Genomic DNA, 12,713 nt, shown 5'->3' with positions numbered 1-12,713 from the left:
CGCTTACTGCTGATCCGGGCGAGAGTTCGGGGCCTGGTTGACCCCGATGCGCTTGGCCGCCCAGCGTTCATAAAGGCCGATGGCCACGTCCGCACCGGCCATGGCGGTGAGGCAACCAATGGCCCCGGCGGTCCAGATCGACATGCCGGCGGCGTAGCACAGCATCAAGGCCGAGACCCCGCAGACCATGCACGCCCCGGACCGCAGGGCCAGGCGCCGGATCAACGACCAACCGCGGGCGCCCTCCTTGTCGGCGCGCCACATTTCGCCGGACACCCCGCCGATCAGGGCCAGTACGATCACCAGCCAGATAGGCATTTCCGCTAACGCTTGCTGCTCGTTTGTCATGTCACGCCTCCTGGCTGAGCACTACCGGCGCCGGGCCGGCTCTTGGGTAAATCCATTTCGTAGGTAGGCATTCCAAAAAGCCCGGTTGCCCGGGCTTTTCAGTAATGCGGTCCATATTCGATCTTTCGGCGCTACTGGCGCGGTACGGATCTTTCCTCGATGTTTTTCCGACCACGATCCCTGTCTGCCGGATAACTGCTTCTGGTGCTTTACGCTGCACACCCGGGTCAGTTGCCAACCCTCTGAACCGTTATGAGGCCGGTTCATCGCTGCCTGTGTTGGTCATGCTTTGAAACTAAAGAGCGTCGGCATCCTTGCCGGTATTGCCTGGCATCCCTGCCACCGCTCAGATGGCGTCCTTGCCGGTGTTGCGTGCCTTCCTTGTCTTTCCTGGCAGCATCCTTGCCGCCTCCACCAGGCCTTGTTTGGCTGGCTTGAGATGAAGAATAGATATGTATGCATATACAGTCAATGCACAAATGCATTTATTTTTAGCGGATAAATGCATTGACGCATTTATAGCCTTATAGGACGGGGGTTTGGCGATTTTCTGCAGACGGAAAAAAGCCCGCTCGTTGGCGGGCTTTGTCTTACGCGGGAAGGTTAACGGGCGTACATACCCCACCAAAACACATGACCCAGGATGCTGATCTGCTCATCCTGGATATCCTGGAAGCTGTAGTCTTCATCCGGGTGCTCATCGCGGTTGAAACTGCGCAGGCGGATCCCGGAAGGCAGGCGATAGAGCTGTTTCACGCGCAATTGGCCGTTGTGATTGATGGCATACAAGTCACCATCGACGATATCGCCGATGCCACTCTTGCCCGCGTTCACCCCGACCGTCGCACCGTCGCGCAGCACCGGCAACATGCTGTTGCCGCGCACCGTCACGCACTTGGCCTGGTCGAACTGCACACCGTTATGCCGCAGGCTGCGCTTGCCGAACCGCAGGCTGGCCTTCTCGCTTTCCTCGATGACGAATCTTCCTGATCCAGCAGCCAATTCAACCTCGCGCAGAAAGGGGATCGACACCTCGTCATCATTGACGGGCGTGTCGTCGTCCCACAGGCTTATGTCCTTGAGTTCCGAATGCATCGGGTCGCGCGCGTCATCGCGCAAAGCGCCCATCGCCGCGCGCCCGCGCAGGTAATCGGTGCTGACACGGAAGTACTCGGCAATACGGGAGATGTGCTTGTCCGACGGATCAACGATCTTGCCGCTGAGGATCCGGGACAGCGTGGATTGTGGCACGCCGGTGCGCCGGTAAAGCTCCGTGGGGGAGATCCGGTCGCGGTCCAGCAATTCTCTTAAGACGATAGAAACGTTGCGTTTTTGCATAACGAGGATAGTGACGGGAGTTTTTTGGCTTGGCAAATGCTAATTTGCATTTTTTATGCATACTGTCACGCACTATGACAACCAAATCCTCCGTCCACGCATCCCGCGCCGAGTACGCCCGACGCATGAACCGCGTACTCAACTACATCGATACCCACCTGGATACCCCCTTGGAGGGTGCCCGGTTGGCCGATATCGCCAACTTTTCGCGCTTCCATTTTCATCGGATTTTCGCGGCGTGGATGGGCGAGACATTGGGCAGCTATGTCCGCCGGCGGCGACTGGAGAAGGCAGCGTTCCGCCTGTCCTGCGGCAACCACGAAACCGTACTCGAAACAGCATTGGCCAGCGGTTTCAACTCGGGCGAAGCATTCGCACGGGCCTTCAAACTACAGTTTGGCTGCACGCCATCCGAGTGGCGCACCAACACACCGCAGCGACTGGCAGCACAGGCGGCAGCCATCGGCCCGCGGCCGGGTGCGCAGCAGAGCAATCCTGATCAGGTCTTCGGCAATGCCCATCAGGCACATGAGCGTACGTTCGACGACGCTGGGCTCTCTTCTCCTTCAACGAAAGAGCCCACCATGGACGTACGCATCATTGATTTACCCAAGGTACGCGTTGCCTACCAACGCCTGATCGGCCCCTATGGCCCCGCAATCGGCCATTTCTGGCGCGGGACCATGGCGCCGTGGATGCACTCCAATGGCCTCGGCGATGAACGGTGTTACGGCATAGGGTATGACGATCCATCCATCACGCCCCCGAACAAGTGCCGCTACGATGCTTGCGTTGAAGTGCCAGCCTCTTTTTTAACCAGCGCCCAGGCAGACATTCAGACCCTGCCGGGCGGCCGCTATGCCGTAGCGAGCTTCAAAGGGAAAACAGAAAAAATAGCCGATGCCTGGATGTGGCTGACGCGAGAATGGATGCCTTCCAGCGGTCTGCAATGCGATGACCGACCATGTTTCGAGATGTTCTTTGCGGCAACCGCAACCGATTCGGACACCGGTGAGTTCATCTGCGACATCTGCATCCCTGTGCGGTCGCTGTAATACAAAGGCATCAAAGATACCGGCGGCGCGTTTACTTGCAGTTAAGTAAATGCACCGCCGGCTTTTGCGTTTTACCTATCCGTTTGCGACCTGCGAAGCTCCGACCTCGCATGTTAACCTTGCGCCCATCGCAAAATCGCAGGGCGGAATGCCCCACATTTGCCCCACTCCTTTCAACGAATTTGCCTACGACCAATGAGTAAAACCACTTCAGACCTGTCCTCCCACACCCCGATGATGCAGCAGTACTGGCGCCTCAAGAACCAGCACCCTGATCAGTTGATGTTCTACCGCATGGGCGACTTCTACGAGATCTTCTACGAAGACGCGAAGAAGGCCGCCAAGCTGCTGGACATCACCCTGACCGCGCGCGGGCAATCGGCGGGGCAGTCGATTCCGATGTGTGGGATTCCTTACCATTCGTTGGAGGGTTACCTGGTCAAGCTGGTGAAGCTGGGCGAGTCGGTGGTGATCTGTGAGCAGATCGGCGACCCGGCGACCAGCAAGGGGCCGGTTGAACGCCAGGTGGTGCGAATTATTACGCCGGGAACGGTGAGTGATGAGGCGCTGCTGGATGAGCGTCGCGATAACCTGATTGCCGCCGTGTTGGGCGATGAGCGTCTGTTTGGCCTGTCGGTACTGGATATCACCAGCGGCAACTTCAGCGTGTTGGAGATCAAGGGCTGGGAGAACCTGCTGGCGGAGCTGGAACGCATCAACCCAGTGGAGCTGTTGATCCCGGATGATTGGCCAAAGGATCTGCCGGCAGAAAAACGTCGTGGGGCCAAGCGCCGTGCGCCGTGGGATTTCGAGCGTGATTCGGCGCTGAAAAGTCTGTGCCAGCAGTTCTCCGTACAGGACCTCAAAGGCTTCGGGTGCGAGACCCTGACCCTGGCCATCGGCGCCGCCGGTTGCCTGCTTGGCTACGCCAAGGAAACCCAGCGCACCGCCCTGCCGCACTTGCGCAGCCTGCGTCATGAGCGTCTGGACGATACCGTGGTGCTCGATGGCGCCAGCCGTCGCAACCTGGAGTTGGACACCAACCTGGCCGGTGGTCGCGATAACACCTTGCAATCGGTGGTCGATCGCTGCCAGACGGCCATGGGCAGCCGCCTGCTGACCCGCTGGCTGAACCGTCCGCTGCGGGACCTGACTGTGCTGCAAGCACGCCAGACGTCCATTACCTGCCTGCTGGACGGCTATCGCTTTGAAAAGCTGCAGCCACAGTTGAAGGAAATCGGCGATATCGAGCGCATCCTGGCGCGGATCGGCCTGCGTAACGCACGACCCCGTGACCTGGCGCGCCTGCGCGATGCCCTCGGTGCCCTGCCGCAACTGCAGGTGGCGATGACCGAGCTGGATACGCCGCACCTGCAACAGCTTGCAACTACAGCCGGGACTTACCCGGAGCTGGCGGCCTTGCTGGAAAAAGCCATCATCGACAACCCGCCGGCGATCATCCGTGATGGCGGCGTACTCAAGACCGGTTACGACAGCGAGCTGGACGAACTGCAGTCCCTGAGCGAAAACGCCGGGCAGTTCCTGATCGACCTGGAAGCCCGCGAAAAAGCCCGCACCGGTCTGGCCAACCTGAAAGTCGGCTACAACCGTGTGCATGGCTACTTTATTGAGTTGCCCAGCAAGCAGGCCGAATCGGCGCCGATCGATTATCAACGTCGCCAGACCCTCAAAGGCGCCGAACGGTTTATCACCCCGGAGCTGAAAGAATTCGAAGACAAGGCACTGTCGGCCAAGAGCCGCGCCCTGGCTCGAGAGAAGATGCTCTATGAGAATCTGCTGGAGGACTTGATCAGCCAATTGGCACCGCTGCAGGACACTGCCGCAGCGCTGGCCGAACTGGACGTGCTGAGCAACCTCGCCGAGCGTGCGCTGAACCTTGATCTGAACTGCCCGCGTTTTGTCAGCGAGCCGTGCATGCGCATCGTGCAAGGTCGTCACCCGGTTGTAGAACAGGTGCTGACCACGCCGTTCGTTGCCAACGACCTGTCCCTGGACGACGATACCCGTATGTTGGTGATCACCGGTCCGAACATGGGCGGTAAATCCACCTACATGCGTCAGACCGCTTTGATCGTGCTGTTGGCGCATATCGGCAGCTTTGTGCCGGCGGCCAGTTGCGAGCTGTCCCTGGTGGACCGCATTTTCACCCGCATCGGTTCCAGCGATGACCTGGCCGGTGGGCGCTCGACCTTTATGGTGGAAATGAGCGAAACCGCCAACATCCTGCATAACGCTACCGAACGCAGCCTGGTGCTGATGGACGAAGTGGGTCGCGGCACCAGCACCTTCGACGGTTTGTCCCTGGCCTGGGCGGCAGCCGAACGCCTGGCGCACCTGCGTGCCTACACGCTGTTTGCCACGCACTATTTCGAGCTGACGGTGTTGCCGGAAAGCGAGCCGCTGGTAGCCAACGTGCACCTGAACGCCACCGAGCACAACGAGCGCATCGTGTTCCTGCACCACGTGCTGCCAGGGCCCGCCAGCCAGAGCTACGGCCTGGCCGTGGCGCAACTGGCGGGGGTGCCGAACGATGTGATCACCCGCGCTCGCGAGCACCTCAGCCGTCTGGAAACCACGGCCCTGCCCCATGAGACGGTGGTCGCCAGCCCAGCCAAAGCCGCCAGCAAACCGGCTGCGCCGCACCAGAGCGACATGTTTGCCAGCCTGCCCCATCCGGTGCTGGATGAATTGGCTAAGCTTGACTTGGACGGCTTGACGCCGCGAAAAGCGCTCGAAATGTTATATGCACTGCAAGTTCGGATATAACGCACACGCTTGCAAGCTGGTAGACTCTCGCGCGGTTTGGGATGCTGCAGGCTATTAGCCTGGCCTGCAGACTATCGCTCCCAAACCTCGCGAGCCCTGCCACAAAGGGTTTCGCTGCCGCCGCCTGAGGAGAAAATTAGAAATGACCTTCGTCGTTACCGACAACTGCATCAAGTGCAAGTACACCGACTGCGTCGAAGTGTGTCCGGTGGACTGCTTCTACGAAGGCCCGAACTTCCTGGTTATCCACCCGGATGAGTGCATCGATTGCGCCCTGTGTGAACCTGAATGCCCGGCCGTCGCTATTTTCTCCGAGGATGAAGTCCCGGCGGAGATGCAGGAATTCATTCAGTTGAACGTCGAGCTGGCGGAAGTCTGGCCGAACATCACTGAGCGCAAAGATCCGATGCCGGATGCAGCGGAGTGGGATGGCAAAAAAGGTAAGATTGCACACCTCGAACGCTGATAGCGTCGCCCCATCCAAAAGGCCCCTTGCGGGCCTTTTTGCGTTTCTAGGTGGCCGGTTTCTCTTTCCTACAGGCAAAAAAAAGGGGCGGTATGACCCGCCCACATTTTTTCCCTAGTCCCTGTATTCCTTTTCATCATCCTGATGAATCGCATCCTGCGACGTTCCTTCAACCATCGTTCCTTGATGGCCGTGCCAATCCGTGGACACAGGGCTGATCTTAAAGAGTTCCATAGGAAGTTCAACGGGATCCTACCCATGAACTGACATGCAATCGCCCTGAACACGGAATAATTAATTGTTAAATTTCAATTGGTTAGAAAAAAGCTTCGAAGAAAACCGACGTCCGTGGAAGGTAAAAAAACCAAACACTTACGAAAAAGTAAGCAAATGCTTACACGACCAACTGCGTGATTGAGAAACAAACACACCTTGACCATCTTCCAGACATGAAAAAGCCCCGACACGTCGGGGCTTTTTTCCCTTCAACCGCCTCAGTCGTCGCTGACGGTGATGGTCGGCATGGCTGGCGTGGCTGCTTCCTGCAGGACGATCCGCGCACCTACATGACGCGCCAGCTCCTGATAGATCATGGCGATCTGGCTGTCCGGTTCAGCCACGACGGTAGGCTTGCCACCATCCGCCTGCTCGCGGATGAGCATCGACAGCGGCAACGAGGCCAACAGTTCCACGCCGTACTGAGTGGCCAGCTTCTCGCCGCCGCCTTCGCCGAACAGATGCTCGGCATGACCACAGTTGGAGCAGATGTGCACCGCCATGTTCTCCACGACGCCCAGCACCGGGATGTTGACCTTGCGGAACATCTCTACACCTTTCTTCGCGTCGAGCAGCGCCAGGTCCTGGGGCGTGGTAACAATCACCGAGCCGGCCACCGGGACTTTTTGCGCCAGGGTCAACTGGATATCACCGGTGCCTGGCGGCATATCGATCACCAAGTAGTCCAGGTCGCCCCAGGCGGTCTGGGTAACCAGCTGCAGCAAAGCGCCGGAGACCATCGGGCCGCGCCAGACCATCGGCGTGTTGTCATCAGTGAGGAAGGCCATGGACATCACTTCCACGCCCAGGGACTCGATCGGCACGAACCACTTCTGGTCCTTGACCTTCGGCCGTGTGCCTTCGGCGATGCCGAACATCACGCCCTGGCTCGGGCCGTAGATATCCGCATCGAGAATGCCCACGCGCGCACCTTCGCGGGCCAGGGCCAGGGCCAGGTTGGCCGCCGTGGTGGATTTACCCACGCCGCCCTTGCCGGACGCCACGGCCACTACGTTCTTGACGTTGGCCAGGCCAGGGATCTGTGCCTGGGCCTTGTGCGCGGCAATCACACATTGGATGTCGACCTTGGCCGAGCGCACGCCGTCGAGACCTTCAATGGCCATTTGCAGCATCTGCGCCCAACCGCTCTTGAACAGACCGGCTGCATAGCCCAGTTCCAATTGGACCGACACCTGGTCACCCTGGACGTCGATGGCGCGTACACAGCCGGCACTGACCGGGTCCTGGTTCAAATAAGGGTCGGTGTACTGGCGAAGCACGGCTTCCACCGCTGCGCGATTGACGGCGCTCATGGGCTACTCCCGAAAAAGACTGACTGAAACAGGCGGCTATCCTAACCGTTCCAGCGGCGTTACGGCATGCTTTCGCAGGTTGGGAAGATTCTGAAACAGCGCCACAGGGTGAAATATATTTCCCGGCGCTTTATAGTGGCCGACCTCCGTTTCATCAAGTAGCCGAGCCCCATGTCCGAGCCACGCAAGATCCTCGTCACCAGCGCCCTGCCCTATGCCAATGGTTCCATCCATCTTGGCCATATGCTTGAGTACATCCAGACCGATATGTGGGTGCGCTTCCAGAAGCATCGCGGCAACCAATGCATTTATGTCTGCGCGGACGACGCCCACGGTTCGGCCATCATGTTGCGCGCCGAAAAGGAAGGCATCACCCCGGAACAACTGATCGCCAACGTGCAGGCTGAACACAGCGCCGACTTTGCCGAGTTCCTGGTGGATTTCGACAACTTCCACTCGACCCACTCCGAAGAAAACCGTGAACTGTCGAGCCAGATCTACCTGCGGCTCAAGGAAGCCGGGCATATCGACCAGCGTTCGGTGACCCAGTATTTCGACCCGGAAAAGAAAATGTTCCTGGCCGACCGTTTCATCAAGGGCACCTGCCCGAAATGCGGCACTGAAGACCAGTACGGCGACAACTGTGAAAAGTGCGGCGCAACCTATGCACCCACTGATCTGAAGGATCCCAAATCGGCGATCTCCGGTGCTACCCCGGTGCTCAAGGATTCCCAGCACTTCTTCTTCAAGCTTCCGGATTTCCAGCAGATGCTGCAAACCTGGACCCGCAGCGGCACCCTGCAGGATGCCGTGGCCAACAAACTCTCCGAATGGCTCGACAGCGGCCTGCAGCAGTGGGACATCTCCCGGGATGCGCCGTACTTCGGCTTCGAGATCCCGGGCGAGCCGGGCAAATACTTCTATGTGTGGTTGGATGCGCCGATCGGTTACATGGCCAGCTTCAAGAACCTTTGCGACCGCACGCCGGAGTTGGACTTCGACACGTTCTGGAGCAAGGACTCCAGCGCCGAGCTGTACCACTTCATCGGCAAGGACATCGTCAACTTCCACGCCCTGTTCTGGCCGGCGATGCTCGAAGGTTCGGGCTACCGCAAGCCAACCGGCATTGCCGTACACGGCTACCTGACGGTCAACGGCCAGAAAATGTCCAAGTCCCGTGGCACTTTTATCAAGGCACGCACCTACCTGGACCATCTGTCCCCGGAATACCTGCGCTACTACTACGCGTCCAAACTGGGCCGTGGCGTCGACGACCTGGACCTGAACCTGGAAGACTTCGTGCAGAAGGTCAACTCGGACCTGGTCGGTAAAGTCGTCAACATCGCCAGCCGTTGCGCCGGGTTTATCCACAAGGGCAACGCGGGTGTACTGGTAGCCGAGAACGCTGCGCCGGAACTCACCGACGCCTTCCTGGCCGCCGCGCCGAGTATTGCCGACGCCTATGAAGCCCGCGACTTCGCCCGTGCCATGCGCGAGATCATGGGCCTGGCCGACCGCGCCAACGCCTGGATCGCCGACAAGGCACCATGGTCGCTGAACAAGCAGGAAGGCAAGCAGGCGGAAGTCCAGGCGATCTGCGCCACAGGCATCAACCTGTTCCGCCAGTTGGTGATCTTCCTCAAACCCGTGCTGCCACTGCTGGCCGCCGACGCCGAGGCGTTCCTCAACGTGGCGCCGCTGACCTGGAACGATCACGCCACCCTGCTCGGCAATCATCAGTTGAACGAGTTCAAGCCACTGATGACCCGTATCGACCCGGTGAAAGTCCAGGCCATGACCGACGCTTCGAAAGAAGACCTGGTCGCCAGCCAGACCGACACCGGCGAATCGACGCCGGCGGGTAATGGCGAGCTGGCCAAGGATCCGATTTCCGCGGAAATCGACTTCGACGCTTTCGCTGCAGTGGACCTGCGTGTCGCGCTGATCGTCAAGGCCGAAGCCGTGGAGGGTGCCGACAAGTTGCTGCGCCTGACACTGGACCTCGGCGGCGAGCAACGTAACGTGTTCTCCGGGATCAAGAGCGCTTACCCGGACCCGTCCAAACTCGATGGCCGCCTGACCATGATGATCGCCAACCTCAAGCCTCGGAAAATGAAGTTCGGCGTGTCTGAAGGCATGGTAATGGCGGCCGGCCCTGGTGGCGAAGAGATCTACCTGCTCAGCCCTGACAGTGGTGCCAAGCCGGGTCAGCGCATCAAGTAAGCTACCTTGTATGGGCATGTTGTGGTGAAGGAGCTTGTTGTGGCGAGCGGGCATGCCCCGCTCACCACAACAAATCCCTGCCCTCCCATTAAACCCAGTTTGCTATGCCTGTGATCACAGCATGAACCTCATTCAACGCATCGACGCACTGCTGCCGCAGACCCAATGCGGCAAGTGCGGGCACCCGGGTTGCAAGCCTTACGCCGAGGGCATCACCCGTGGCGAGGCGATCAACAAGTGCCCGCCCGGTGGCCAGGAAACCATCGCCGACGTTGCACGGTTGCTGCAGGTGCCGGTGCTGGATCTGGACGCCAGTCGCGGGGAAGCACCCGCCCAGGTTGCCTACATCCGCGAAGCTGAGTGCATCGGTTGCACCAAGTGCATCCAGGCCTGCCCCGTAGACGCAATCGTCGGCGCCGCCAAGCTGATGCACACCGTCATCATGGATGAATGCACCGGTTGCGACCTCTGCGTCGCGCCCTGCCCCGTCGACTGCATTGAAATGCACCCGACAACCACTGTATTGCCGATTGTCGGTGGCCTGGCGACAAATGATCAGCAACGCCATGAACGCCACCTCAAGCGCGACCGGGCAAGGCGGCGGTATGAGCAACGCAATGCGCGCCTGCAACGGGAGGAAGCGCAAAAACTCGCTGAACGCCAGGCCCGGACCAAGCGCTCCGTGCCGGTTTTACCTGTGCAAGCCGATACGGCACAGGATGTCGCGATCAAGAAAGCTAAAATCGCTGTCGCAATGAGCCGGGCCCAATTGCACAAATCCTTGAAGGCGTTTGGTCACCCTCCGACCTTTGAACAGCAGTCGCAGTTGATCATCCTGCAACGGCAATTCGAAGCGGCGGAACAAGCGCTGGCTGCCTTGGAGGTGGGTGTCGTACCGAAAGCAGCGACGTCATCCAGCAACACTGCTGATCTGAAACGCGCCAAAATCCAGCTGGCGATGCGTCGAGCGGAACTGAAGAAAGCCCAGGACCTGAACATCGAACCTCGGCAACTGGCCGAGGCGCAACGCAAGCTGGAGGACGCGCAGCACCAAATGGATGCGCTCAACAACGCCTGATCTGCAAACCGGGTGTGTGTTGATACAATCCCGCCGACCTTCTGCAAGGAACCCACCGCCCCATGAACGCCGCAAAACGCCTGGAAATATTCCGCAGGCTTCACGAAGACAATCCAGAACCCAAGACCGAACTGGCCTACACCTCGCCGTTCGAGTTGCTGATTGCGGTGATCCTGTCGGCCCAATCCACCGACGTCGGCGTCAATAAGGCCACGGCCAAGCTGTATCCCGTGGCGAACACACCAGAGGCGATCTATGCCCTGGGTGTGGAAGGATTGTCTGAGTACATCAAGACCATCGGTCTGTATAACAGCAAAGCCAAAAACGTTATCGAGACCTGCCGCCTGCTGGTGGAACTGCATGGCGGTGAAGTGCCACAAACCCGTGAAGCCTTGGAAGCCCTGCCAGGAGTCGGTCGTAAAACTGCCAATGTGGTGCTCAACACCGCGTTCAGGCAACTGACGATGGCGGTGGACACCCATATCTTCCGGGTCAGCAACAGAACCGGCATTGCCCGTGGGAAGAACGTGGTTGAGGTCGAAAAGCAGTTGATGAAGTTTGTACCCAAGCCCTATCTACTGGACTCTCACCACTGGCTGATCCTTCATGGACGCTACGTTTGCCAGGCCCGCAGGCCGCGTTGCGGCAGCTGTCGTATCGAAGACCTGTGCGAATACAAGGACAAGACGTCCGACGATTGAGGGATCATTGGTTTTCTCGATCAGCCGATTGAAAAAATCTTTTTTACCCGATCATGGATTATCGTTATAAGGAGCGCCAACGGCAGTCCTAGCCCGGAGTGAACCTTATGAGCACTGGCAAAGAACAACTGGAAGTGGAAGACGACCTTGTTGAGTCGGATGATGATGGGGCAGAAGCACCCGTTGAGGTAGCCAAGACCAATTTGAGCAAACGCCGCACCATCGACAATCTTCTGGAAGAACGACGCTTGCAAAAACAGCTGGCAGATTATGACTTCGATCTGTGATCGAACTGTCGACGGCCGGAAGCCTCCCTTACGGAGGCTTTTTTCTGCCGGTCACCCAGACAATGTGCGCTGCAGTGCCCTCCTCTATACCAAGCCGTTGCGCTGGGCCAGTTCGATCAGGTCCACAAGGGAGCGGGCGTTGAGTTTGAGCAGCAAACGTGTCTTGTAGGTGCTGACGGTCTTGTTGCTGAGGAACATGCCGTCGGCAATCTCCTTGTTGGTTCGGCCCCGGGCCAACTGCTGCAATACCATCATTTCCCGACCCGACAGACGCTCGACCATATCGGCCTCGCTGGCATTGCCCATGGTGGAGCGTACCGAGTTGAGTGCCTGGTTGGGGAAGTAGCTATAGCCCGACAGCACCGCCTTGATCGCACTCAGCAACTCGGTCAGGTCCTGTTGCTTGCACACGTAGCCGGCAGCCCCCGCCTGCATGCAACGCATGGAAAAATGGCCAGGGGCCTGTGACGTCAGCACCAGCACCTTGAAAGGCACGGATTGCTTGGTAGAAGACAGCCGGCAAATAACTTCCAGCCCGTCAAGTTTGGGAATCCCGATATCCAGTATGACAATGTCCGGCATATGCTCCCGTGCAAGTTGCAATGCATCGACACCGTTATCGGTCTCGGCAACGACCTCATAACCATGACGTTCCATTAGCATACGCACAGCAAGACGAATGACGGGATGATCATCCACGATCAGCACTTTATTCATGAGAAAGTCCAATTTCGCTGTTCGAATTATTTAGAGCAAGCACAATAGCCTAGTCGTTTCCTGGTTGGCATAGCGTTCCCCCCCGAGCAACAGCAAGCAGAGACCCACCCCACAGCGATAAAGG

11 protein-coding genes are annotated in these 12,713 nt (G+C 58.7%); 7 read left to right on the top strand and 4 right to left on the bottom strand.

The features are described 5' to 3' along the window. Nucleotides 1-3 precede the first annotated feature (3 nt). Nucleotides 4-348, bottom strand: coding sequence for a phage holin family protein (locus tag BFN10_RS04905; protein ID WP_071488725.1), 345 nt, complete (start codon nucleotides 346-348; stop codon nucleotides 4-6). 603 nt (nucleotides 349-951) lie between these two features. After that, complete coding sequence (locus BFN10_RS04900) at nucleotides 952-1,686, bottom strand: LexA family transcriptional regulator (RefSeq protein ID WP_071488724.1); 735 nt, start codon at nucleotides 1,684-1,686, stop codon at nucleotides 952-954. A gap of 125 nt (nucleotides 1,687-1,811) precedes the next feature. Between BFN10_RS04900 and BFN10_RS04895 the strand changes: the two genes are divergently transcribed. From BFN10_RS04895 to fdxA, 3 genes are all read left to right on the top strand, one after another. Then, nucleotides 1,812-2,741 carry an AraC family transcriptional regulator gene (locus BFN10_RS04895; RefSeq protein ID WP_197678248.1) on the top strand — a complete coding sequence of 310 codons (930 nt, stop codon included), beginning with the start codon at nucleotides 1,812-1,814 and terminating at the stop codon, nucleotides 2,739-2,741. A gap of 195 nt (nucleotides 2,742-2,936) precedes the next feature. Continuing rightward, entirely contained in the window at nucleotides 2,937-5,528 is a 2,592-nt protein-coding gene (mutS, locus tag BFN10_RS04890) for a DNA mismatch repair protein MutS (protein WP_071488722.1), read from the top strand. 142 nt (nucleotides 5,529-5,670) lie between these two features. Next, nucleotides 5,671-5,994: a ferredoxin FdxA gene (fdxA, locus tag BFN10_RS04885; protein WP_071488721.1), complete on the top strand. Its 324-nt coding sequence runs from the start codon at nucleotides 5,671-5,673 to the stop codon at nucleotides 5,992-5,994. A 494-nt stretch (nucleotides 5,995-6,488) separates the two neighbouring features. On the opposite strand, the gene apbC is transcribed toward fdxA, so the two are convergent. Beyond that, entirely contained in the window at nucleotides 6,489-7,583 is a 1,095-nt protein-coding gene (gene apbC / locus BFN10_RS04880) for an iron-sulfur cluster carrier protein ApbC (RefSeq protein ID WP_071488720.1), read from the bottom strand. Nucleotides 7,584-7,754: 171 nt separating this feature from the next. Between apbC and metG the strand changes: the two genes are divergently transcribed. From metG to BFN10_RS04860, 4 genes are all read left to right on the top strand, one after another. Continuing rightward, on the top strand, nucleotides 7,755-9,806 hold the full coding sequence (gene metG, locus BFN10_RS04875) for a methionine--tRNA ligase (protein ID WP_071488719.1): 2,052 nt from the start codon (nucleotides 7,755-7,757) through the stop codon (nucleotides 9,804-9,806). A 121-nt stretch (nucleotides 9,807-9,927) separates the two neighbouring features. Next, on the top strand, nucleotides 9,928-10,884 hold the full coding sequence (gene rsxB, locus BFN10_RS04870; RefSeq protein ID WP_071488718.1) for an electron transport complex subunit RsxB: 957 nt from the start codon (nucleotides 9,928-9,930) through the stop codon (nucleotides 10,882-10,884). 62 nt (nucleotides 10,885-10,946) lie between these two features. Next, entirely contained in the window at nucleotides 10,947-11,585 is a 639-nt protein-coding gene (gene nth, locus BFN10_RS04865) for an endonuclease III (protein ID WP_071488717.1), read from the top strand. A 107-nt stretch (nucleotides 11,586-11,692) separates the two neighbouring features. Further along, nucleotides 11,693-11,872, top strand: coding sequence for a PA3496 family putative envelope integrity protein (locus tag BFN10_RS04860; RefSeq protein WP_071488716.1), 180 nt, complete (start codon nucleotides 11,693-11,695; stop codon nucleotides 11,870-11,872). A gap of 84 nt (nucleotides 11,873-11,956) precedes the next feature. Here BFN10_RS04860 and BFN10_RS04855 read toward each other — a convergent pair whose 3' ends face one another. Beyond that, nucleotides 11,957-12,589 carry a response regulator transcription factor gene (locus BFN10_RS04855; protein WP_058423776.1) on the bottom strand — a complete coding sequence of 211 codons (633 nt, stop codon included), beginning with the start codon at nucleotides 12,587-12,589 and terminating at the stop codon, nucleotides 11,957-11,959. Nucleotides 12,590-12,713: the final 124 nt, after the last annotated feature.

The organism is Pseudomonas extremorientalis, from assembly GCF_001870465.1.
Lineage (GTDB): Bacteria > Pseudomonadota > Gammaproteobacteria > Pseudomonadales > Pseudomonadaceae > Aquipseudomonas > Aquipseudomonas extremorientalis.
Note: the sequence above shows the minus strand (reverse complement) of the source record. Positions and strands in the feature narration are given on the sequence as shown.